Origin of the sequence: Prevotella sp., from assembly GCF_051059605.1 — a bacterium.
Classification (GTDB): Bacteria; Bacteroidota; Bacteroidia; order Bacteroidales; family Bacteroidaceae; genus Prevotella.
Map to the genome: position 1 here is coordinate 2802443 of NZ_CP050883.1, position 24526 is coordinate 2826968.

Sequence of the window (24526 nt, forward strand, 5' to 3'; positions counted from 1 at the left end):
AAGTTCAATTTATAGTGCGATGGTTATATTATTAGATAATAATAGTTAAAATTAACATTAAATGCATAAAATAAGAAAACAAAAGCAACAACTCATGGAAAAACAAAATATATTTACGGTGTAAACCAAATGTTTACATATTTAGACCACCAACAAAACGAAAATTTTTAACCATGGTAAAATATTTTGGATTTGGACTTAATATTAATTCAGAAATTGAGTTTCCTGAATTATTGAAGTCTGATTTTACAACTCCAGATATAGAAATTTTATTCGGAAAGGTCCCTGAAATAAAAGATGCTATCAACTTTTCATCGCCGAATTTTGAATATAACATAAACGATAATGAGTTTGCATTCAATGTGAAGGATATTGCTATATACTACGCGAAAGATGGAAAACAAATAATAGTTGAACCCGTATGTGAAATTAAGAACATGAGAAACATTCGTTTATATATTCTAGCTACTGTTATGGCTGCACTATTACTACAACGAAAGTTAATTCCTTTACACTCTTCCGCTATAACATATAAAGATCAATTATATTGTGTATGCGGAGACTCTGGAGCCGGAAAATCCACTGTCATATCTTACCTTTCTAATAAAGGTTATAGCATTTTCAGTGATGATATATTAGTACTGAATAAAGATAATTCAAATAGCATCACAGCTTGCGCTTCTTATCCGATGATCAAATTATGGAACGATACGTTAGACGACATGCATTGTTCAAAATATAGTGAAAAATCTTTTCCTATAATGGCTGGCATGGACAAATACGGATTTTTCTTTCATAAAAAATTCAATACAAATAGACTCATAATTAATAAGGTTTTTATTATAAAGAAACAAGAGCGCCATGATATTCTAGTTAAAAAAATTAAAGGATTTGATGCTTTTACCTCTTTAATGAAACAAGTTTACCGTCCGATGCTCATACAGAGTAATTTTCTTAAGCAATTATGTTTTATGATAATTAGTAATTTAGTAAAAGACTGCCAGATATACGAAATAAGTAGACCGATAAACTGCTTATCCGAAACTTTATCGAATCGTATCGAAAGCATAATATTAAATTAAACCAAAATGTAATAATATGAAACGAGACATACACACAAAAGATTACATTTTATTCATTGAAGCTTGGTGCTTACTTGCATTGGCAAGATTCTTCATATATTTGTTCCCTTTTAAATATATTGTATTAATACTTGAGAGGAAACCTAATAACAGTAACGCTAATAAAAGTGTTAATCCTGTAATTTTAGATGAAATAAGCACAGCTATAAGAAGAGGATGTAGCCATAGTTTTTGGAAAACAAAATGCTTTGAACAGGCACTCGCTGGGAAAATTATGCTAAATCGTCGACGCATCGAATGTTCTGTATATTTCGGGGTTGCTGATAATGGTGTATTCATGGCACATGCATGGCTTGAATGCGACGGGCGAACAATAACCGGAGGTAAAGGAAAGGATAAATTTGCTGTAATAAATAAATTCTAATAAATATATGAGTGCAATATTCGGAATCATAAATAAGAAACAGAAATGTGTAGACAGTCACTTAGTCGGCTCTATGCTTGAAGCACTCAAACATAGAGCTACTGACGGGAGCCAAATCGTTGTAGATAATAATATGGGAATGGGCAATTGCCGTTTAAACATATATCCGCAACAAATATATGAAAAACAGCCATTAAAAATTGGACAGTTCACTATTACCTCAGATGCAAGAATAGATAACAGACAAGAACTAGCCAGACACTTCAATATAGATAATAACCTGCTGAATGTTACACCTGATTCCACACTAATTCTTATGGCTTATCAGGAATGGGAAGACATGTGTATAAACCATCTAGAAGGTGAATTTGCCTTTGCCATTTGGGATGAAAAAGCTGAAAAACTATTTGCAGCCACAGACCAAATTGGATTTCGTCCTCTATATTATTATGATACTCCCGACGCATTCATATTCTGCAGTGAAATAAAAGGAATAACAGCTATAAAAACGACACCGAATTTTTTTAATGAGGAAAGTCTTATTGAATATTTCTATAGGGAGGGTGATTGGCAGCAAACATTCAACAAAGAAATACTTTCTCTATGCGGAGGAAACTCTCTGATAATGAAGGAAGGAAAACTATCCATTAAGAAATATTGGAAATTAGAACCAGCCAATCGTTATCATTTTACAAAAGACGAAGACTGGTATGAATGCTTTAAAGACTTAATTTACAAAGCAATAGAGAAAAGATTGAATTATGATCTCCCGGTAGGACTCACATTAAGTGGGGGATTAGATTCTGGATGCATAGCATGTGTTTTGTCTGAATTGCTAATGAAAAAGAACAAACCGCTGTATACATTTTCTTCAGTACTTCCTTCCAACCACGATACAAAGGAAAAAGACGAAAGGAAATACATTGAACTTATAGATAAACATTGCCCCAATATTATACAGACTTATGAATGTGCTCCAGGTATAGGAATATTTAGCAATCTTGAAAAGTCATTTAATCTTTTTGAATCGTTTCCAAGTTCATCTTTTTATATGGACATCAAGCTATTAGAAGCTGCAAAGAAGAAAGGTGTAAAGATGTTGTACACAGGATTTGGTGGAGACTTTTTTGTATCTTGGAAAGGTGATTCTGTCATTTATGAATTGATAAAGCAAGGAGATTATCAGTCTGCATTTATGCTTATAAGAAAATTCATGAAAAATGACAATAAATCGTTTCTTGAAATTTTTCGTGAGATGTATGCTTCACATACGGATGTGTATCAAAGACTCCGATCTGTAATAAGAAATGACCTAGATGAATTAAAAAGAAATTCAATGCGGAGAGATACTAATCTTAAGTATTCTGGTCTCATTAGTAATCTTGTTAATGAAGGGTTTGTGGCATTTTATCTGAACAGAATATACAACTTCAATGAAAGTCAAGGAATTGAATCAGAGATGCCCCTTTTTGATAAAAACATATATGAGTTTCTAATTGAAATGCCTATACAACTATTTGTAAAAGACGGTATAAAAAGAAATCTTATACGAAGAACGATGCAAGGAATTCTTCCTGAAGAAATACTCCTGAGAAAAGATAAGATGCCTTTTTTGCCTGGATATGTGCAACGCACATATCATGATATAGATAAATTAAAAGTTTTATGTACTTCAGAAAAATATCAATTTGTATTTGAAAAATACGTAAACAGGGACGTTTTTAATTTTTGTATAAATAACATTTCAACAACAAATATATCACATAATAACGAGGCATTAAAAGCAGCAAGGATAGGAGTCGTCACATACCTGTTAGGATATATGGATGCTATAAAATACATTCATAATTAACTATAAAATAAACTTTAAAACATGTAACAATGAAAGAAACTGTAAAAAAAGAAAAAATGTCGAAGGATACATGGAATGTACCTGAGATTAAGGTAAAGCCGATTAGTGAATTAACATTAGGAGGATTCTCTGGTAGTACTGATGGTGTTGAGATCGGTAGTTAGTGAATAATTAATGGCTGCATGTTGTATGCAGCCATTAATCATTTACTATGCTAATAATGCTAGCTCTTTCATTTTATGAAGGCAGGCAATAGTATCGTTCGTGCATATCTGATTACTTACATGAAAAAGATTTTGTAAATTAGAAATCAACTTACTGACCATAATAGGTTCCTTAATTAGTTCCCAGATTGAACATGCCGTTTTATTAAGTTTGATATAATTTCCATTATCAACATCCATCATGATTATTTCGTCATCTAGTGGCGTAAATACGACACGCTTATCATTGCGCTGAACAATACTATTTAAACTTATTTGTACCATATATTTAATATTTTAAATTCCAATCTTTGCCCCCTTTTCTAGTCCATAATAATGGCAATAATATGCAGGAATATAACACTCTCCATAAAAAAACATATTAATTTTCAAATGATGGTTGTCACAAGTATGTATGATTAGTTCTCTCTTATTCTCAATGATTTCACCTGGTGCAACTATTCTATTATCATTAAGGCCACTATCATCGATAACAGCATCCAGCAATTTCATTTCTTGATGTTTAAAACAAGTGATAGCTCCTCTGTTCCACGGATTGCAAGCTCTAACCAGATTACATATTTCTTTTGCCCCCATTTTGTTCCAATCTATAAGGATATCATTAAGAGTAGGTTTATGATAATATGCCATCTTAGTCATATCCCCTTTATCACCAATAATATCCTGACGATTAGCCATAAGATTCAAAATAAAGAAAACCCCTTCAACACAAACATTACTTAAGTATTGATCTACTATTTCACAATTGAAATGATCCTCATTTTTAACTTCTTTCTTCCAGACTATAGGTCCATCATCAAACTTGTTAGAAAGCAAATGAATGCACATTCCTATGTTCTCTACTCCATGTTTAAGTTGCCAAAATATAGGGGTAGGACCACGATACGAAGGTAATATGCCGAAATGCACATTAAATGTCACAGGCAACATCTTGCCAATTTTATTTATATCTAACAAATGACCATATCCTATAATGAAACAAGCATCAAATTGATGGCAAGATAGCCAATTATATATGTCTTCATTAGCTTTTACCTCCTCAAAAAAAGGAATATGCGAAAGAGTGAGAAAGTCAACTACACGCTGATTCGTAAATTGATCCAAACTTTTTGAATGAAACACGTCAACCTGTATCTTATTATTTACAAGTTGACATGCTAAAGGAATTAATGATGTTGAATTTGAAATTATACCTACATGCATCATTATCATGATTAAACAGGATAGATTCCTGTAAGAGATATTATATAATTCATTGTCATAAATGGCATCATATTGTTATGCGGTGAACTTAAGCCTGTGCTTTCAATAGAATTTGAATTCAAAACAGAATCAGGGGTAGTTGTTCCTGCCAACGGCATATAATTTTGAATGCTTGTATAAGTGCTATCTTGTGGTAACGATATTGCAGGCAAATTGATTCCCGTAGGGTCACCTGTTGTCGCATTCGCATTAACAGCTCTCAAAGCATGTGTATGCGTAGGGTTATTGTTATTTGTAAGTTGCACAGCAGCTAATCCACCAATATTGCCTATTTCATATTTCGTTGAAAAGTCAGATGTTCCAATGCCGATGGGTAACCTTCCACGCAAGTCTGGTAAATTAAAATTTACGTTATTGCCACCATATGTATTACCAATTAACGCATATAATGCTTGGTATTCATTCACTGGAAGAACACTGCCATCACAAATATGCCATCCTGAAGGAGCATAATTGCCTGCAAAAATTCTGATTTCACCTATATATTGTTCCATAATATTATATTTAAGTTAATATGGCCTTGCTGGATAATATCCCGAAGTTGCAATACAATAAACCATTGCTACGTATGGCATTCGGTTCTCATGAGGAACAGATCCTCCAGAAGCTCCAATACTGCCAGCATTTAAGTTAACAAGTGGTGTAGACTGATTAGGAGTAATATACGTAAATACCTTGCCTAGATTAGTCCTCGATTGCGTACTACTTGTCTTTATATTAGGATTACCAATATATTGTCCATTAGGGAAAAATGAATCATAAGAATTTACAACCAGAGTTTTATGATCGTGTGCAGGTAGATTATTTGTTGTAAGAGCAACTTTTTCTGCTCCCCCTTTTGTTCCAATGAGAGATGTATTAAAACCTCCCCAAATAGTACGTCCATTCATATTTGGTAGACCAAATGTGGTTATTCCATCTCCTCCAAAGTTTTTACCAATGAGTGAGAACAAAGCAGCATATTGCTGTATAGCTAAGATTTGCCCGTTGCAAATTACCCACCCGTCCCTTGATGGTATCTTCTCATAAGGGAACAATTTAATTTCGCCAACATAACAGTCCATAATAGTGTAATTTAATTTTTATAATATTAACCCCGAACTGGGAATTCCCCATTCCAACATATAATATACCAAAATGACGTATAAGGCATCATATTATCGTGAGGAGTAGGTTGCATCTTTCCAAAAGGGCCAACCAATGCGTTATTTTCACTTGTAGTGCCATTCGCAGAATAAGCGTACAGACCAGGGGTCGCATTAGGAGTCGTAGCCAATATGTTAGATAAAAAGACATTCTGGTTGGGTACATTCGTTGCCAAACTCATTTGAGCTGTAACGTGTTTGTTCGCATTGACAGAATGGTTGTGTGTTCCCATTTGGCTTATGTTAATAGTTTCTTGAGTAGTACCACCAGTCTGTCCTGGAAGGTGCAAATTATTATATCTAACATCTGTTCCTATAATCGCCCGTGAACACAAATTTGGAAGTCTAAAAGAAGTCTGAGTCTTAGACCCATATAATTCTCCAATAACAGCATAAAGAGCTTGGTACTGCATAATCGAAACCTGAGATCCATCGCAAAGGAACCATCCTTCGGGCGCAAAATTATATGGCGTAGCCCTAATTTCACCAATATAAGCATTATCCATAAGCAAAAAGATTAAGTTAATAAAGTTAATTATAGTATTTTGTAAAAATAGATAATAATATGATACATGATTCTCCAAAATGCAATTTTAACATAATATTTAACATAATATGTAGAGTTATACTACAGAATATGCTGTTTTTATATACACCTGATTATGTTTAAAACAATGGCTTCAATACAGCCGAAAGGTCAATAATATGTTTTTGGACGCATTGATTGTAAACGGGCAGTTTGTTCAGTGATGATCTTACTTATCCATTAGATTATTTATCAGATGCACATGTGAGAACCATAAAATCTTAAATATTTCTCAATGTTTGATTTGATGTATTCAACGCTGTGATGTCCTTCAAAGATATGATTCTGAGATTCTATTCCCTTTTCTTTTAGGATTTTGTTTAGAATGGAACAGCCTTGATAAAATCCACCTTCATCTTGATTTCCTGCATCAAGATACACATTGAAGTCTGTGCATTCCATTTCGCGTGCAATTTTTATCGGGTCGTATTTCTCCCAATCTCCGCAGTTCTGGAAATAAGCTTTATCCTCCTCTTCAAGCTGTAGCTCAATTGCGGGCATGTGCCCACCGACAGTTGAAAACATATCGGGATGGCGAAAGGCTTGATGCAGGGCAGTATATCCACCAGCCGAAACACCTCCTATATATCTGCCATTTCGGTTCTGAATCGTTTTAAATTGTTTGTCTATTTCCGGCACAACCTCCTTTATCAAATAGTCTTCATACAGTCCGATATTTATGATCCTTCCGAATGGATCTTTTACTTCTCTGTAATCAGGAGATGAATTTACCCCTCTGCTATTATCTATATTTGGGCAGACAATAATCATTGGGGCAATTTCTTTAGCTTCAATCAATCTGTCCGTCGCAATATGCATATCTATACCCGTTAAAATATTTTCATCACCGCTCCTTCCATGCAGAAAATATAATGTCGGAAAACTCTCGCCTTCATCATATCCGCAAGGCAAGTATACCAGAGAGTTCATCTCCTTGTTTAAACACTTGCTTTGAATGACTACTTTCTCTATTCTTGACTTATCCATCTTTTTTTGTTCTTATCCTTAGTTGTAGTGATTTGCGGTTATGTTGCTGTCATCTATCGCATTTAAAGTTAATAGATTGCTGCTGTGCTTGTTATGATCTCTTTTGACTTTGTGTCGTATATGATGAAGCCCTCTTCTTTGTCTCCCAGCTGCCCGACCAGTTCCCCATCCTCATTCCAAACTGCTGATCTCCCTGCGCATTCATATCCTCCAGATTCTCCTACATAATTTGCCATTAATGTTATCAATCGATTGTTTCTGGCTATACCTGACAATCTTTTTTGCTCATCATCAATTCCGTTGATAGAACTTAATACACTTGCCATGTAAATAGTCGCATTATTCCGTTTGGCAAACTCGCAATGTGCTTTATTTGTTGTTTCATAGCAAATGGCAGGGGAAACTACTTCTGCTTCAAAATTTAAAACAAGTGGATTCTTGCCAGCCTTAAAAATAGCTTCTTCAGGGGGATATAAATATTGTTTTGAATAAGTGATACGATCCTTATGTGGTTGAAAGATAATCATGCTTATCAACACATCTCCTTCTTCCTTCGTTGGTAATCCAACTCCGATAATGATATTATTTTCATCGCTAAGATTCTGGATGACATCTAATCTTGTGTCATCTTGATTGGTAGCAAGGCTCTCTGCCAAATCCGGTTCATAACCAGTAAGTGACAGCTCTGGAAAAAATGCTATGTCTGCTTGATGCCTAATAACCTCTTTAATCCACTTTATGTGGTTTTTCAGATTCTTCTCTATATTTCCTTTTATTGCTTTGAACTGGATTGTCGCTATTCTCATTGCTATAATATTAAAATTTTAACTCAGCAGCAAAGATAATAAATGTTTTGGCTGGAATAAGGATTATGACAATAAAATTTTTACTTAAAAGCGAGACGCTCAATTATAACGAGATGCAATGTTATTATTGACAGTTCTTTCCTTCATATTTTTTTGTGAAAAAATAACCTGAGGAATAAACGATTAAACGGCCGTTCTCACGGAAATGAAATTCAGAAACAAAGGAAATTATGTCACACGTTATACTCTGAAAAACTGGCACGAAACCGCACCTATAGGTGCCAGGAAAAGCCAGCACGAAAGTTGCGTGAGAAGAATTTCTTCTTTGACGAAGTTCCCTCGTCACGGCATAGTAAACAAGCCTCCTGTACTCATGGCTTAGCGGGAGCTTTCTTGTAGTTTGTTCCTGGCACCTTTAGGTGCGGTTTCATGATAGCTGTTCTGAAATTACGTGAGCAATAAAGACCGTTTTTTTATAAAGAATTTGGCTGCGTTCGGCATAGCTCAAGCTAGCTTGGCTTTGCTCTTACTGGCACGAAATTTAAATTCTTTCAATATCTAGCTACACTCGGCATAGTTCAAGCAAGCTTGACTCTGCTCTCATTTGCAAGATATTTCTTCTCTGAAGAAGTTTTCTCGTTATGGCGTAGTAAGCAAGCTTCCTCTGCTCATGACTTAGCGAAAACTTTCCTTGGTTTCTGAATTTTATTTCCGCGAGAAACGCGTGAACGGCCGTTATTGTTGTTTCCCTCTTTATTCATCACATAATTGTTTTCTGTGAGAGTATAAACCTTGCTATGAGGAACATTTTCTCAAAATGCCGTGCAAGTGGGAAACATCAATATAAGCTTGTCTATTTTATTTGTCTGTTACATCCTATTCCGTATTTCTTGTTCAAACATTTGCAATTTTATGTATTTTTTATTACCTTTGCATGAACTAACCGGTCATGGGAAACGAAAATTCTAAAAATGTTAGGAAAATACCTACACTACCTACATTCGAAGTCTAAATCGCTACTAATCAATACACTAGCCCATGTATAAGAAGTGCTTTTCCTACATGTTTTATACATCAATCCTACATGATCCTTAACCGATTTCTATGATAAAATAAAAAAATAATAAATTAGCGAAATGAAAACATCAATTGCCCGAAAAGAAAAGGGCGAAATATTCTTTACAAGAATAGAACTTACAACCATCTACGAAAACATTATCTCGGGCAAATATGCCGAAGAAGTAAACAAAGTAAGAGAGGAATTTCCTCTAACACTCCTTCACAATGGACCGAAATTCAACGAACTTGATTCTGTGAAAAAAGCAAGACGCGTCTGTTTTGCTGCCGAATGGAAAAAGACCGAAGGAAAAACAGTCATCGATAATTTCAACGGACTTATCCTTCTTGAAATAAATCGCCTTGAAAACGATGATCAAGCTAAGAAAATCCGTGACCAGGCTGCACTGATCCCTTACACCCTTATGACATTCATAGGAATAACAGGATGCTCTGTGAAAATAGTATGTCGGGCTACGCTTCCCGATGGAAAACTCCCAGATGAAAACAGACAGACTTTCATAAACGAAGCTTATCGCAAACTGCATTATATCTACAGTACCCAACTTCAGATGTCAATTGATAATATTCCGCCAACGCTAGAAACATCCTGCTGTGTGTCTGTTGACTTTGATGCAATTATTCATGAAGATGCAATACCACTATCTATAAAGGATAACGAAAAAACGCCAAGTCTCAAACCACTTGTAATGCCACAAAAGGCTGACGAACTGCCTATCTTTATGGGAAGAACAAAGTCGCAGACCAATCAGATGCTATTTCATTACTGTTTTATGGATGCGCTTAACAAGACTCGTCTTGACGAAGATGAATACAAGGTTCACAATTTTCTGAATACACTTGCCCAATACTGTCACGAATCAGGACTGCCGATGGGAATGTGCATCAAACTCATAAAATATAACTCTGAATTTGGAAGCGATGAACTACTTGTAGAAAACATTTTTGTGGAAGCATACCATAAGGAAATGGAAAAGTACTACCCCGAAAAACATCTTTCCAATGTACAGCTAATGGCTTTCAAACAGGAAGCGTTTATGAATACATTCTATGAATTCCGCAAGAATGTTATTTCTGGAAAAAACGAATTCAGATATAAAGACGGTTACGACTATTCTTTCCGACCAATGGAAAAAGAGGATCGGTACACCATGACACTGAAAGCACTGAAAATGGGACTTGAATCATGGGATAAAGACTTGGACCGTTATCTTGATTCAACGCTTATCCCTGCTTATGATCCGATAAACGACTATCTTGATAACCTGCCGAAATGGGATGGCAAAGACCGTGTGAGTGAGTTTGCAAGAAGAGTGCCTACAGGCAATGCTGACTTTGTACACAACTTCCATGTATGGATGCTCTCAATGGTGGCGCATTGGATGGGGCGTACCCAGAAACAGGCAAACGCCATCGTTCCGCTATTCATTGGCAAACAGGGATGTGGAAAGAGTTCATTCTGCGCGATCATACTGCCTCCAGAGCTTCAGGAATTCTACAACGACCGTATCAGCTTCAAAAACGACACGTCAATGTTCATGGGATTGACCAATACTGCTTTGATCAACATCGACGAGTTTGATTCTGTCAGTTCAGGTAAACAACCACTGTTGAAATACCTTATTTCTACTCCTACAGTAAGAATGAGAATGCCTTATCAGGCAAGTTTCTCCAACCGCCGACGCTATGCCAGTTTTGTAGCAACGACAAATACAGTCAAACCGCTAAAGGATCTAACTGGTAGCCGTCGTTATCTGTGTATTGAGATAGATGGTAATATTGACTTCACAAGTGAGGTGGAATACGATCAACTTTATGCACAACTTGTAGCCGAAATAGCTGCTGGTGAAAGATATTTCTTCAACGACGAGGAAACCATGAAGATTATGTTGGATAACAAACAGTTTATCGAAATATTAGACATTGAACCAATAATCGACAGTCTGTTCCGTGTACCAAAGTCATACGAAACACCGCAAGAATTGACATTGCCAGAGATGGTTGATATCATCAGGAAGTACTATAAGTTGATAACCTACGACCGCAAGGCACTAATAAGTCTTGGACGATTGTTGACTAACCGTGGATTTGAATCAAAAAGACTAGCTGTAGGTATGAAATACAAGGTTATAGTTACTGTATAATCAAGAAGCGCGGCGAGAATAAAATCACCTTTTTCGTTGCGCCTTTGAGTGATTAGACCCTAATCACTCTGAAAAGCATGTAGAACAATCGAGTGATTAGGCCCTAATCACTCCGTTTAGTGTATAACAACGGATTCATATACACTAGCTAACGTGTTGTATAACAATGCGTTTCGTAAAAACATGTAGGAAACGACCTTTAAAAACAAAATAAAAAAATATTTTTATGGCAATACAATGCACATTGGAGAAATCCAGAACAGAAGAAAAATACTTCGCAAGAACAAGAAAGACAGGGAAAGTCGGCATGAATGAAATCGCCGAGGAGATTCAAAGGAACTGCTCTGCCAAATGTAGCGACGTGACTTTGGTGCTCACAGAGTTGATGGATGTAATTCGTGACCACCTTCTTAATGGCGAGGAGGTCACGATTGATGGTCTTGGTAGCTTTCATGTAGGAGTCACAAGTGACTCTGTGGTGAATCCTGCCGACTTCAAGAAGTCTAACATTCATGGTGTACACCTTAAGTTCCGTGAGGATGCCAAGCGAGATGCAATGACATGGAAACTTACTCGCAGTTTAACAGACGATGCCATTATAGAAATTCGATAGTGGCATTCGCCAACAAGCCTATATTTATAGCTAAAGAAATAGCCATTCATCATTGATGAATGGCTATTTTTATGATAATCAATTTATTCTTTGAAATATTGGTAGTGATGTCCGCTCTAAACAGGACATCCCACCGTTATCATTTTACAGTCAGTAACCGCCGTAATGCCGTGCTTTGTTCTTGCACCGTGTGGTGTCGCAACCCCATTTATTTCATTTATGTTTTTGAGTTGAAATTTCATTATTGTAACAAATAATCAATTTACTACATAATTATGATACTCGCTATGTTTGTAGTCAAAAACAGAAACGTTATTGCCATTAACCGTTATACTAAAATATCCATTATATTTATAACTATAAATTGATAAACTATTCCCTGTTACATTTACAGAAATGAAAGCATTATCTTCATAGTCATATATATTTGGAATATTCCCTGAAAAATAACTAGAAGCAAAATAATCATATATACTTATATTTGTTCCATTACGATTTGAACTAAAATTGAAATAGTTCTGTTCTTCATAGTCGAAAACAGAATGAACATTTTTATTAGCTACTAATATATAGGACAGTGCCGCTATGCGACGTCTTAAAGATTCAATCATATACCAAAAGAATAATTTTTACTATTTTGTTGTATTTCTTTTATCCGTTGCATAATAGTCCCTACTGGATAATTTTTACGTTTCAAATAAAGAAATATTCTAGAATACTCATTATATATATTAGTAGAGAAGATACCTGGATCATCTGTACCTATAACTAAAGTTGGATTATACATTTCTTTTTCATTTATCCATCTTTCAAAATGATATTCATCAAACTCTTCATATTGACTTATGCAATAATTACTAGATGGAAGCGTCTCTATTATTATGCCTTTAGATATAATCTTCTTTAATTCACAACATTGAATGATTCTAAGAAAATCACAGTCAAATAATTCATCATCTTCAATTTTTATATACTCATCATATTTTTGACGGCTTGGTTTATATTTATAGTACATATAATTAATATGATCTAAATATTCATTTGATTTTAATTTATGGGTTATATCCTCCCATTCTTCGTAATCTTCAATAATATCTGAACTATAATAATAGTTCCTATTTTCTTTTAAATAAACATTAGGATCGTGTTTGCGAAATTTCCAAGATTTGAGTAATTCAAAAGGGGAATATATTTTTTCAAATATTTCTTGCGAATAGCGCATTATATAAATTTCTATTTTGGGTATAAGATATTGTATATTGGCACATTCTTTATTTGTATTTATAATATCCCAAGTCCATACAAGATTAAACAACCATTCCCCTCTTGGAATATATGTTTTCCCTATATAATGTTTAGACCATATAGAAGGCTCAATACCTAAAGCTGTGCAGTGCCCTAACCTATCTCCGATATGCATATCTAAGAATTCTACAGCTTCATCAATAGCACGTATACCACTTATCAAATGTCTAAAATCTTCACCAACATGGTAGGTAAAACGAAACAACTCACTTTTTCTAAGAAATTTGAAAACAGGGGCAAATACATCAGGGGATGCATCCAACTCGTTAGCCGCCGCATCTATACCAATGAGATATTTTGCATTTTTATCGCCACTTTGTTTATAACTCAATAAAGCTTCTGCTTTTCTTTTTAGAGATAACCTCAAATCTCCATGTCTTATATCATCAAACTTATTATTTTTTCTGGTTTTTTTATAAAATGCGCAATAAGAATTAATTCTGTTTTTGAGTTAGTGTTCTTTTTGAAAGCAGTGAAATCTTTAATTATTTTATTAACAAATAGCCGATTTTTACTTTTACTATCCTTTGGTGAAAAGCGTCCTTCCATGAAACGTATATAATTATGGACTGGGTAACCTGCCATTTGAAAAAAACGTTTTCTATAATCAACTTCAACAAACTCTCTCAATCCATTATCTGTAATAGATTGAAACTGGTCAAACCCAAACTGACTCTTTTGTTGTACAAGTAATGCATTAAACAATCCTTTTGTTATAAGATAAAAGTGGTATTTTTGAGCTATAATTTCATTCTTGTGATATTTTAATGAAGACATAACGAGAATATTTAAAATAATCTCTTTTACAATGTCACTATATATACAGTTTTCAGGGAGATCACCCCAAAGATACTCCAATCCATCTATAAGAAGCTTCTTCTCGTAATTTACTTCATATATGTAATTAATTATTTCTTGACGATATTTTAAACTACGTTCAAGACAGCTTTTGAACATTTCTATGTCAATTTCAGGCATAATCTGTTCTAACTGTTTTTTAGTTGTTGATTTCTTATTAGCTGAAATTATATATTCCCTCATTGCCTTATCAGGGTTATTTACTGCAGACATCCAAACTGATTCAGTTTCTGTAGACCCATTAAGGTGTACATGTAAATCATACAACCCAGACTGTTCTTTGATAAATGATTCTAATTCAGGTAAATACGGACTTAATAGAGACGTATATCTGAACTGATTCATTAAACGTTTTCTTACAAACTGTCTAAACGTACCACTTTTTAAGCTATTTTTTTCATATTCTTCCAGAAACCAACTTGCAATGAAAATAGTAGGAGATATTTTTGAAATAAGACCAACCCACTCTTCTGCCATGTTTGGTTTAATATATAATAATTCATTAAAAGATTGCAAACATTCTTTAGAAGCATCCAGAGGAAACTTCCATAACAAGTCTGACAAAGATAAGTATTTCCTTGAAATAAATGATAAAGCGCCATTAATCTGATGCTCTGGGACATAATAATTCTCTGTATGTTTTATTACACACAAATGGCGAAGTACCTCATCAATATTAACATCTTTGTAGTTATAATAAGAATACAAAGACTTGCTATCTAAAAATAAATTTTCTATCAATGGAGTCATTGTAATTTTATACTACATAAGGTGTTATTTACAGAACTTTCTTTTATTTCATTTGTTTTACCTATGAAAGAAGATTTTTCTATTTTTTCTTTTTCTATTTTTTCTATTTTCAATATAGAATTCTCTATATTAATTTTTTTTCTTAAAGAAGTACTTTCAATTATTTTCTTATAATATAAATCTTGACACTTTGAAATAAATGATTCACTTCTAATATTTCTAATGTCATTCATTAAATTTTCAAAAGAAAATTCTTGATTATCTTCTAAATATGAAGCTTCTTTAATAATTCTAATTTCTAAATCATTATCTATTTCAATCTCTTTGTTGATAATACTTCCTTTTAAATGTTGATATTTTCTTAGATTATTTACTATTGTATGATAATGACTAGCCTGAGACTCAAGATTATTCACTTTATGATTCAGTATATCAATATCTATTTCCCGATACTTAATGGAATTTTTTAAAAATATATATTTTACAGTATCTGATACATTCATTTCTTCACTATAATGTTCAAGTTTATATATCAAATCCTTATAATAAGGATCTATAAAATCAATTAAAAGTGGGCATCTTAACATAGTTCTAAAGAACAACAATTTACTTTTCCTCGCAGTGACATAAAGATTTTTAAAAAAGATTTCTATAGTATTACCCTTACTATTAAGGTTAACCTCGGATATGCCTCTATCAATAGATTCTTCTACTAAGATTGCATTCAAAAAAGCTATAATTTGATAGTTTAATTTTTCACCAGCATTGTGAAATCTAATCTTTTCTATATCAGAAAAGCTAAAATAAGCACGCGTAAAAATTCGATCTAATACATAAACAGAGATAATATTAGGATCATTTATTTGTTTTTGGTTAATCCAATTTGTTATTTTAGAAGCTTCATCTTTAAAATTAGTGTAATTAAAATGGTCAAATTCGGTTCTTTTTTCAATTGCATCTTTTCTGGATTCTGGAGCATTTTTATTTGGTTCAAGGTAAGATCTAAATTGTGATAAAGTATTTAATCTTAATGATATATTACCTATACTTTTTTCCAAACTCGTTTTATCGTAATTTCTAATAATATCTCCAATAGAAGCTAGTAGCTTATATATAGATATAAAACAAGTTGATCTTTCAGAAGAAGACGCGGTTTCAAATAGCACAAGTCCCACTATAGGATTATCGTTGAGTTCTTTAGTAAAATGACTATAATCTTCAATTTCACACACACCGGGTAAAATTTTCGGTTTCATAACCGTGTTGTCAATTGTAAATTCAAAACTTCGACGAAAAGCATGAGAAAGGCAATAAGATTTATTTAAACTATTGTCGTTATTAATTTCTGAATAGGAAATCATTTGAGGAATAATATCCATTTCAAAAGCCTTTCTTACATATGAAATTCTAATCCAATAATCAAATGACAAATATATGCTTCTATCTATTTTTTGATTAATAATACCACCAAGAGCAAATAAGGTTTTGTCCAAAGTAAGGTCACCTGTTTCTGGTATAAAACTAATGTCACGTGAAAGGCAATTTGTTTTTTTGAAGAAGTCTAATATAGGACCGAAATTATCTAGATTATCTATATCCATTTCTGATAGATTACTTTTCAAAGAAATATCAGAACGAAAAATTCTAATCATGCCACGCACAAAATCATCCTTGTCCTTATAATCATAACTTGTCAATCCCAAAATTCTCATTTGAGTACGAATTGGTAATTTCATAATGAAGTTGATCATTACTGCTGTTTTAGGAAAAGTCTCACTATACCCCATCAAAATACAGACATCGTTATATATGTTTTCTATCTTTTTATACGTTTTGTTTTTTTTATTTTTAACTTTAATAGTGTAATGACTGTTTTTTGTTTTTTCATAAATAGAATCTAGTGTTATTCGATTTTCCGGTTTTAATATCTTCAAAAGATATTGCTCTTCTAGTTGATTAATAATTTCAGAAACCTCATACATACTATCAGGAGAATATTTCTGCTCATTACTAAAATAATTAGAATTAAAACCTGTCCATAGATTTTGACGGATCAATTTTGAATAAAGACTAAGATCGCCTGTAAGGATTGTTATTATTTTATTTATCGTAAGATATTTACGTATTGATTCTAGAATTTCAAAGCCTTTAGAAAAATTAGTATCAATATCATCAAAAGACAATACAAAACATTTCTTATGGAGTAAAATTAAAGAATTATCAATATATTTCACGAAATTGCTCTTGAGATTATTTGCATCCTCGGCTCGCTTCATCCCGCTTTTTGCAATCTGTACATCGTCATCCCAATCTTTGTAAAAATTAGGTTCACCGACACAGTCCAAAACGGATAAAGATTTGCATAAGTTTTTATAGGCCTTATTCCAAGATACAAAAGACTCATAATTTTCATCATTTGGATTTTGCATCTCATCGTTTTTATGAATGTATTTTTCTACGACCTCATGTATAAGGGCAAGTACATACATGAATGGATGTTGTTTTAATTCCAATTTAGAAGGGTCTATAATGTCAAGACAACAACAATTATAATCATTATTTTTATTTATTTTATCAATAAAAGACTTCACGAATGTTGTTTTTCCATAACCCCTTTTAGCAAACACTGATATTGTATCATTACAGCAATCGTCGCATTCATTTTTATTTTCAATATTATCATATTGAGATTTAAACAAATTCTCGATTTTCACTAACTGTTTGATATGCATCAACTCCTCTTCTGGTAATACCGTTGCATCACTATAACTATTTTTTGTCAAATCGATAATAGTCTCATTATTATTTTTCATATATACTTATTATTAATATTGTTATGTATTTTTAAATTAAGCGTGAATCTTTAAGTTTAGCCTACCCACTTTATTGTTATACCTTTTATAGAAGGAAACATAAACGTTTGTTGTTGACTCATGCAACTGATTACTAGAATTGCGCTCTCATTATGTAATATTACTTTTAAGAAAATCATTTTATTTAACATTTTGCCAACTAATTCGTTAATCACATCTAAACTCAAATTATTATTTGATTTACCTATTTCATTATGATAAGAATTAACAGTTCTGTTCTCATAATTCTTATATACTAAGTTCAAATGGATCATTGCTTTCCTTATATTATATGTGCTTAAAAGCATTTTTTATGTCTGAAAATACTTTCTAAAAGAAAAGCGGCAAAAGGAAAAGCTATTAATTGATAAAATGGCGAGGTGTTTTAATTGTACAATTAACTTAAATCACACTATGTTCCATTTCTCAGAAGGTGTTTCTGAATGATGAATGTTCATATCTGTTACTTTACCATCTGAAATGATACCTAGTTCTTTCTCATTTCTCTTTAGAAAAGAACCAATTTTACTATGAAGCTTTCCTATATTTTTTGAAGTATCTTTAGAAGTTTGTTTATTCTCGTATTCCGCAAGCATATTAATATAATCAGACTCAAACTCTTTGATGTAGGCACCTATAAACTTGTGAGAAGAAAATGTTTCCAGTTTTTTGTCTTCTTCTTTTAAGGTCTTGATGACCTTTTGTGCTTGTTTAATTGTAATATTCATGTATTTAAAAATTAATGTTATATAAACGTGTGTTCATTAATGGTAAGTGTCTAGTGGAAAAGCTGTAAGATTTTAGTGGTAAAAAAGAAATTACAAACTTTAGTCGCTATGCTGACCGAGTACAAAAATACAGAAATTTTCTTTATGGCAAGTGACTTTTGTAAGTTTTTTGATGTCGTCATGTTAAAATATGTACTAAAAAGCAATAAAAAACGGATTTTTTATCTTGAAATAAAGATGTCTAAAGACAAAAATATCAAACTTATTTTTCAAACTTCTAACGGTTTCATCGTACTTAACCATGGAAATAGGGAGATAATAATAGCAAGCACGGGACGTTTAATTTATCTTGGTTTTATCGTATATATTGAGGTTATATATTGCATTTTGGACAGATGTATATGCTTACGTATAATTTTGTATTCAGTAAAATAGTGCGATATGCTACTTTTGTGAAAGTAAATCTAAAAACTATTAAACTTAAGCAAATGGGTAATTTGAAACTAAAGTTATGCTTATTTATAGCCTTGTTTATAAGCATGCCAATTGCGCTAGTTGCGCAGACCGTGAAAATTTCAGGTGTGGTTTCTGATGATCAAGATGTGATTATTGGTGCTACAGTGAGAGTGAAAGGTCAACAAGGAGGAACCGTAACTGATATTGATGGAAAATATACAATATCTTTACCATCGAATGCAAAACAAATCGTTGTTTCATACGTAGGTTATGAAACACGTACAATTCCTGTTAATGGACGTACTAAAATTGATGTGAAGCTAACAAGTTCCAACCAGATGTTGGACGAAGTAGTCTCTATCGGTTATGCTAAAGTAAAGCGTAAAGATTTGACCGGTGCTACATCTTCTGTTGATGGAAAGGAACTGGCAAATGTACCAGTAGCTTCTGCTGCTCAGGCTTTGCAAGGTAAAGTGTCTGGTGTGAATATCATTTCAAAGAGTGGTGCGCCAGGTTCTGGTACAACAATCACGGTTCGTGGTGGTATGTCTCTAACTCAAGGTTCTACACCTCTATATATAGTAGACGGTTTTGAGATGAGTAATGCTCTTGAAAACATCGATATCAATGATATTGAGAGTATTGACGTTTTGAAAGATGCGTCTTCTACTGCCATTTATGGTGCTAGGGGTTCTAATGGTATCATTCTTATCACAACAAAATCAGGTAAGAAAGGCAAGACGCAAGTTTCATACAATACTTATTTCGCTTTCGACCGCTTGTCTAAGAAATTGGACATGATGAACAATGCTGAGAATTTTGTGAAGTATCAGTATGAAATGGCTACTTTACAGGGTAAATCTTCGGCATGGAGCAATGTATTTGATAAGGCTAAAGCTACAGACGAGGCAGACTTCTATACCGGTGCATACGGACGTATGGCTGATAATTATGCTAATTCTTACGGTGTTGACTGGCAGGATGAAGTGTTTGGCGGTAGTGCAATGAAACAAAATCATAACATCAACATACAAACTGGTTCTGATAAGACTCAGGTCATGTTGAGTTATAACTATTTTGATCAAGACGGTCTTTTAGCAAACCATAATGATAAGAAGAACTCTTTCAGAGCTAAGATTAATTCTGAACTATGGAAAGGTGTAAGACTTGATGTAAATACAATGTTTACAGGACGTAGTACTTATGGTGGTGGTGATTATTCAGGTATGAAAAATGTGTTGTTACAACCTATCAATGGTGGTACAATGTTTACGGAAAATGAATTAATCAATACTCAGACATACTTAGACTTGTCAAGTTTGGATTCAAGTTTCGATACTGCCAATCCTTTGGTTCAGAATCTTGCGTCAACAAGTAAGAAGCACTCTCGCTTGTTTACTGTTAATGGTGGACTTGAATTTGATTTCCTGAAACACTTCACATGGCGTACAGCAGGTAGCTATACTTGGTCTAATTCAAAGTCAACATCATTTTCTGATGAAAATTCAACAGCTTACTTGACTGATCCTGTCAATACTGGTATCAACGGAAGTGTCGGTAACTCAGAAAGCTATCTTTGGCAGATTACCAATACATTAAACTACAACCAGACATTTGCTAAAGTTCATAAAGTAAGCGCTTTGCTAGGTCATGAGGTTACCTATTCAGAGTCAGAGAGTAATGATATTACCTTAAACCAATTTCCTATTCCTAATCATGGACTAGACGATATATCTGTGGCAAATGTAAAGGACAAGTCTTCTGGTCATTCACACAGTGGTATGGTTTCTATGTTTGGTCGTCTTAATTATACGTATGATGAGCGTTACTTATTAACAGCATCATTGCGTGCCGATGGTTCTTCAAAATTTGCTCGTGGTCATCAGTGGGGATACTTTCCTTCAGTAGCTGCCGCATGGCGTATTACCGAGGAGAAATTCTTCAAAAACAGTTTACTTGCAAATACTTTCAATAACTTGAAACTTCGTGTTGGTTATGGTGAAACTGGTAATAATGATATTTCAGATTACCTATATCGTACTAATGTTGTATTGTCTATTTACCCAATGAACAATAGTATCACTAATCCTTCATACGTTTTAAGTGAAACCCTTGGTAATAATAAACTGAAATGGGAAACATTAGCTTCTACCAACATAGGTCTTGATATGTCTTTATTTAATAGTCGTGTAAACTTGACTGTAGAATGGTATAATAATCAAGCCAACAATTTATTGATGAAGTGTATCATACCAAGCAGTACTGGTTACAAGAATCAATATCAGAATGTAGGTAAGATGCGTAACAGAGGTTGGGAGTTCACTCTTAATACGACAAATGTGGAGGGTAAGGACTTTAGATGGACATCAGATCTCAACTTATCTTTCAACAAATCAAAGGTTGTGTCTTTGGAGAATGGTGTAGATACTAAAACATTCAGCGTAGGTGGTAACCGTAGTGGTTCAGTAAGTTATTATGCCACAGTAGGGCAATCTCTTGGTGATATGTATGGATATAAATATGAAGGTATTTATACAACAGCAGACTTTAATGAGGTAAATGGTAAGTTTGTTTTGAAAGATGGTGTTGTCGCACCAGTAAATTCAGGTAAGGTACAGACTGTTCAGCCAGGTGATATAAAATTTGCCGCTGATAATGAAGATGGAACTCAGTTTACTCGTAAGATGGTAAAGATTGGTAATGGTAGTCCAGATTGTACAGGTGGTTTCAATAACACGGTAACATACAAAGGATTTGATTTAAGTGTATTTATGAAATTCTCAATAGGTAATGATATATATAACGCTACAAAGCACAGTATGAGTCCTTATGCAATGTTCCAGAATGTACCATCTGAGTTTGGTGATAACTATTATCGTATGATAGATCCTGTTACTGGTCAAGCTGCTACAACACTTGCTCGTTTGCAGGAACTCAACCCAAATGAATCTACAAGATTGTGGAGTGCAAGTAAGGTTAATTCAAACTATATCACCTATCCATCATCATATTATGTAGAAGATGGTTCTTATCTCAAAATAGGTCAGGTTACATTAGGATATTCTTTACCTAAAACACTATTGAGCAAAATAAGTATCGCTAGTGCACGTGTATATTTCACAGTATATAACCTTGCTACAATAACAGGATATAGCGGATATGATCCTGAAGTTTCGGCAGCAAATAATGTGGTTTGTACTCCAGGCTATGATAGTTCTACCTATCCACACTCTAGAAGTTTTGTTTTAGGAATGAATCTTACATTCTAAATAAGTATTTTATAATAAAAGAGTAATCATGAAAAAATATAAATTCATAATAACCGCAGCATTGATGACAAGCTTAGTGTCTTGTCAGGATTGGCTTTCAATGGATCCATATACATCAGATGATACGCAGACTGTGTTTGAAAACGAGACAAAAGCGGAAATCTTTGTAGAAGGATGCTATCGTGGTCTGATTAATTCAGATTTTTATTATCAGATGGGTGAGGGCGATGGTGTTACTCATGCATCAGAAGATGGTGGTACAAACAACTCAAAATATAACATCTGTAATTATTTGTATGATGCAAAGACTCCTATAACTCTAACCGGAGTATATAATGAGCAGTATGGTGCAATAGAACAGACTAATATCGCTATCAAGGAAATCAGCAAGATGCCTGAGACAAAGAAGCGTAACCAAATATTGGGTGAAGCACTTTCGCTCAGAGCTTTTAGTTATCTCAATCTTATCAGGGTGTATGGAGATGTTCCAGCTCGTTGGGTTCCGATGGAAGATATTACAGATAAGAATGAGGCATTGTATCCAAAACGTGTATCACGTGATACAATCTATGATCATATTGTTGCAGACTTGCAGAAAGCTGTAGATTATATTCCTTGGTATGCAGAATGTGGATATCCTACTCCAGAACGTATTTCCAAACAAGCTGCAAATGCTTTGTTGGCAAGAACAGCATTGTATGCAGCTGGATATTCTCTTCGTTGGAATCTTGAAACAAATGATGAAAGTACATTGAAAGTAGAGCGTCGTCCAGATAATGCTCGTGTACTAGCCTTGTATCAAATTGCTGATAAGGCTTGTAAAGATGTGATCGATCATGGTGCTAATTCTTTAGTACAAGGTGATGCTACAACTAGTGGATTTCAGAAATTATGGTACAACCATTGCCAGCGTAATTTCTCTACAACAAACCCAGAGATGTTGTGGGAATTAGCACAATATGGTGCAACTACAAATTCAGATTTCGGTGTTCTTTGTCATCCTGGTTCACGTGGTGGTGTATTCGGTTCTCGTAAAGCGATGCAGTTTAATCTACCTACCTATTATTTGTCTTTTGACAAGAACGATACTCGTAGAGACGTGAGCTGTACTTCTTATAGTATATATTTCCTTAATAAAGGTGCAGACACAGATACTTGGATTGATACAGGTACAACATTCTCTAGTATCATGTGTGGTAAGTTCCGTTTGTCTTGGTGCGTAGAACCAATAGAAGCTGCAAAACGTAATCTTGATATTCCTGTATTACGTTACGCTGACTTGCTTTTGATGTATGCAGAAGCTGAGAACTATCTACACAATGGTCCTACAACAGAGGGCATTGCGGCATTGAAAAATGTTCGTGACCGTGCTGGTATAGGTGCTATGGCAATACCATCTACTCAGTCTGAGTTTGATGATGCTCTTGCTCAAGAGCGTAAATGGGAATTCTGTAATGAATTTATGCTACGTACTGACCTTATTAGAATGGGACGTTTGGCAAAAGAAATTAAAGCTACCCAACAAGCGATGAAAGATTTGTCTGATCGCAAAGGCGATTATGCAAATGTTGCTACATACCGTTTGTATCAATATCATGTAGATGCACAGGCTTATGGTGATAAGTTCCTTGCTTTAAAATATGTCGATATTACAGATCCTGCCGAGATTACTATAATCAAGACTGCTCCAGGTAAGCTTGATGCAGCATATCAGGCAAAGCTTGCTAAAATATTGGCTGCACATGGTGTAACGATACAAGATGGAGAAATGTGGTATCCTATCAATATGTTTGAAGCATATAACAGTTCGTTCAACGTAAAATCACGTAAAACTGTAGGTTTCACCAATGGTGCAAGTAGTATTCAAGTTGGTAGTATTATCTATACAAAACCGACAGGAAGTGTAGAGAACGGTGGTACATACCCTACTTGGATTTCAACTGCTGATGGTAGCGATGGTATTTATTATGGTTATAGGGAAAATCATTGTGAACTATTTCCGTTTGCAAATAAGTCGGCTGGTCATCCAATGATAGACAATCCTAATTTGACGCAATTACCAGGTTATTAATAAAAAAGAATAAAGATAGGGTCTGGTTATTTAC

Annotated in this window: 18 protein-coding genes; 7 read left to right on the forward strand and 11 right to left on the reverse strand. The window is 33.9% G+C overall.

Annotation, left to right across the window (positions count from 1 at the left end):
- Positions 1-173 precede the first annotated feature (173 nt).
- Genes HEQ28_RS11050 through HEQ28_RS11060 form a run of 3 tightly spaced genes read left to right on the forward strand, consistent with a single transcriptional unit; the run spans position 174 to position 3358 of the window.
- Positions 174-1082, forward strand: a complete 909-nt coding sequence (locus HEQ28_RS11050) for a hypothetical protein (protein ID WP_434502387.1) — start codon at positions 174-176, stop codon at positions 1080-1082.
- A 16-nt stretch (positions 1083-1098) separates the two neighbouring features.
- The gene (locus tag HEQ28_RS11055; protein ID WP_434502389.1) at positions 1099-1506 is read left to right on the forward strand and encodes a lasso peptide biosynthesis B2 protein; all 408 of its coding nucleotides are present in this window, start codon (positions 1099-1101) and stop codon (positions 1504-1506) included.
- A gap of 7 nt (positions 1507-1513) precedes the next feature.
- Positions 1514-3358 carry an asparagine synthase-related protein gene (locus HEQ28_RS11060; RefSeq protein WP_434502391.1) on the forward strand — a complete coding sequence of 615 codons (1845 nt, stop codon included), beginning with the start codon at positions 1514-1516 and terminating at the stop codon, positions 3356-3358.
- 209 nt (positions 3359-3567) lie between these two features.
- Here the strand turns inward: HEQ28_RS11060 and HEQ28_RS11065 are convergent, their stop codons facing one another.
- From HEQ28_RS11065 to HEQ28_RS11095, 7 genes are all read right to left on the reverse strand, one after another.
- Positions 3568-3846, reverse strand: coding sequence for a PqqD family protein (locus HEQ28_RS11065; protein WP_434502393.1), 279 nt, complete (start codon positions 3844-3846; stop codon positions 3568-3570).
- Between the two features lie 12 nt (positions 3847-3858).
- Entirely contained in the window at positions 3859-4788 is a 930-nt protein-coding gene (locus HEQ28_RS11070; protein ID WP_434502394.1) for a formyltransferase family protein, read from the reverse strand.
- A gap of 8 nt (positions 4789-4796) precedes the next feature.
- Positions 4797-5339 carry a phage tail protein gene (locus HEQ28_RS11075; protein ID WP_434502396.1) on the reverse strand — a complete coding sequence of 181 codons (543 nt, stop codon included), beginning with the start codon at positions 5337-5339 and terminating at the stop codon, positions 4797-4799.
- A gap of 15 nt (positions 5340-5354) precedes the next feature.
- Positions 5355-5909, reverse strand: coding sequence for a phage tail protein (locus HEQ28_RS11080; RefSeq protein ID WP_434502398.1), 555 nt, complete (start codon positions 5907-5909; stop codon positions 5355-5357).
- A 26-nt stretch (positions 5910-5935) separates the two neighbouring features.
- Positions 5936-6496 (reverse strand): phage tail protein, encoded by a 561-nt coding sequence (locus tag HEQ28_RS11085; protein WP_434502400.1) that lies wholly within the window; start codon positions 6494-6496, stop codon positions 5936-5938.
- 272 nt (positions 6497-6768) lie between these two features.
- Positions 6769-7563 carry an alpha/beta hydrolase gene (locus tag HEQ28_RS11090; RefSeq protein WP_434502402.1) on the reverse strand — a complete coding sequence of 265 codons (795 nt, stop codon included), beginning with the start codon at positions 7561-7563 and terminating at the stop codon, positions 6769-6771.
- A gap of 68 nt (positions 7564-7631) precedes the next feature.
- Positions 7632-8369, reverse strand: coding sequence for a carbon-nitrogen hydrolase family protein (locus tag HEQ28_RS11095; protein ID WP_434502404.1), 738 nt, complete (start codon positions 8367-8369; stop codon positions 7632-7634).
- A gap of 1136 nt (positions 8370-9505) precedes the next feature.
- Here HEQ28_RS11095 and HEQ28_RS11100 point away from each other — a divergent pair.
- On the forward strand, positions 9506-11590 hold the full coding sequence (locus HEQ28_RS11100) for a VapE domain-containing protein (RefSeq protein WP_434502406.1): 2085 nt from the start codon (positions 9506-9508) through the stop codon (positions 11588-11590).
- A gap of 226 nt (positions 11591-11816) precedes the next feature.
- Positions 11817-12203, forward strand: coding sequence for an HU family DNA-binding protein (locus HEQ28_RS11105; RefSeq protein ID WP_434502408.1), 387 nt, complete (start codon positions 11817-11819; stop codon positions 12201-12203).
- 607 nt (positions 12204-12810) lie between these two features.
- On the opposite strand, the gene HEQ28_RS11110 is transcribed toward HEQ28_RS11105, so the two are convergent.
- The 4 genes from HEQ28_RS11110 to HEQ28_RS11125 all read right to left on the reverse strand — a co-directional run bounded on the left by HEQ28_RS11110 (position 12811) and on the right by HEQ28_RS11125 (position 18696).
- Entirely contained in the window at positions 12811-13875 is a 1065-nt protein-coding gene (locus HEQ28_RS11110) for a hypothetical protein (protein ID WP_434502410.1), read from the reverse strand.
- Positions 13876-13886: 11 nt separating this feature from the next.
- Positions 13887-15116, reverse strand: a complete 1230-nt coding sequence (locus tag HEQ28_RS11115; RefSeq protein WP_434502412.1) for a hypothetical protein — start codon at positions 15114-15116, stop codon at positions 13887-13889.
- On the reverse strand, positions 15113-17929 hold the full coding sequence (locus HEQ28_RS11120; RefSeq protein ID WP_434502414.1) for a hypothetical protein: 2817 nt from the start codon (positions 17927-17929) through the stop codon (positions 15113-15115). The genes HEQ28_RS11115 and HEQ28_RS11120 overlap by 4 nt, the downstream gene beginning before the upstream one ends.
- 446 nt (positions 17930-18375) lie before the next feature.
- A complete protein-coding gene (locus HEQ28_RS11125; protein WP_434502415.1) occupies positions 18376-18696 on the reverse strand; it encodes a hypothetical protein in 321 nt (106 codons plus the stop codon).
- 539 nt (positions 18697-19235) lie between these two features.
- On the opposite strand from HEQ28_RS11125, the gene HEQ28_RS11130 reads away from it, so the two are divergent.
- Both HEQ28_RS11130 and HEQ28_RS11135 read left to right on the forward strand, forming a co-directional pair.
- Positions 19236-22421, forward strand: coding sequence for a SusC/RagA family TonB-linked outer membrane protein (locus HEQ28_RS11130; protein ID WP_434502417.1), 3186 nt, complete (start codon positions 19236-19238; stop codon positions 22419-22421).
- A 28-nt stretch (positions 22422-22449) separates the two neighbouring features.
- Entirely contained in the window at positions 22450-24492 is a 2043-nt protein-coding gene (locus HEQ28_RS11135; protein ID WP_434502419.1) for a RagB/SusD family nutrient uptake outer membrane protein, read from the forward strand.
- The last annotated feature ends 34 nt before the right edge of the window (positions 24493-24526 follow it).

Excerpts from the sequence above, each read along its gene's own strand:
- HEQ28_RS11055 (WP_434502389.1), top strand. The coding sequence starts at position 1,099 with ATGAAACGAGACATACACACAAAAGATTACATTTTATTCATTGAAGCT.
- HEQ28_RS11080 (WP_434502398.1), bottom strand. The coding sequence starts at position 5,909 with ATGGACTGTTATGTTGGCGAAATTAAATTGTTCCCTTATGAGAAGATA.
- HEQ28_RS11085 (WP_434502400.1), bottom strand. The coding sequence starts at position 6,496 with ATGGATAATGCTTATATTGGTGAAATTAGGGCTACGCCATATAATTTT.
- HEQ28_RS11130 (WP_434502417.1), top strand. The coding sequence starts at position 19,236 with ATGCCAATTGCGCTAGTTGCGCAGACCGTGAAAATTTCAGGTGTGGTT.
- HEQ28_RS11095 (WP_434502404.1), bottom strand. The coding sequence starts at position 8,369 with ATGAGAATAGCGACAATCCAGTTCAAAGCAATAAAAGGAAATATAGAG.
- HEQ28_RS11105 (WP_434502408.1), top strand. The coding sequence starts at position 11,817 with ATGGCAATACAATGCACATTGGAGAAATCCAGAACAGAAGAAAAATAC.
- HEQ28_RS11065 (WP_434502393.1), bottom strand. The coding sequence starts at position 3,846 with ATGGTACAAATAAGTTTAAATAGTATTGTTCAGCGCAATGATAAGCGT.
- HEQ28_RS11125 (WP_434502415.1), bottom strand. The coding sequence starts at position 18,696 with ATGAATATTACAATTAAACAAGCACAAAAGGTCATCAAGACCTTAAAA.
- HEQ28_RS11120 (WP_434502414.1), bottom strand. The coding sequence starts at position 17,929 with ATGAAAAATAATAATGAGACTATTATCGATTTGACAAAAAATAGTTAT.
- HEQ28_RS11075 (WP_434502396.1), bottom strand. The coding sequence starts at position 5,339 with ATGGAACAATATATAGGTGAAATCAGAATTTTTGCAGGCAATTATGCT.
- HEQ28_RS11060 (WP_434502391.1), top strand. The coding sequence starts at position 1,514 with ATGAGTGCAATATTCGGAATCATAAATAAGAAACAGAAATGTGTAGAC.
- HEQ28_RS11115 (WP_434502412.1), bottom strand. The coding sequence starts at position 15,116 with ATGACTCCATTGATAGAAAATTTATTTTTAGATAGCAAGTCTTTGTAT.
- HEQ28_RS11090 (WP_434502402.1), bottom strand. The coding sequence starts at position 7,563 with ATGGATAAGTCAAGAATAGAGAAAGTAGTCATTCAAAGCAAGTGTTTA.
- HEQ28_RS11100 (WP_434502406.1), top strand. The coding sequence starts at position 9,506 with ATGAAAACATCAATTGCCCGAAAAGAAAAGGGCGAAATATTCTTTACA.
- HEQ28_RS11050 (WP_434502387.1), top strand. The coding sequence starts at position 174 with ATGGTAAAATATTTTGGATTTGGACTTAATATTAATTCAGAAATTGAG.
- HEQ28_RS11070 (WP_434502394.1), bottom strand. The coding sequence starts at position 4,788 with ATGATGCATGTAGGTATAATTTCAAATTCAACATCATTAATTCCTTTA.
- HEQ28_RS11135 (WP_434502419.1), top strand. The coding sequence starts at position 22,450 with ATGAAAAAATATAAATTCATAATAACCGCAGCATTGATGACAAGCTTA.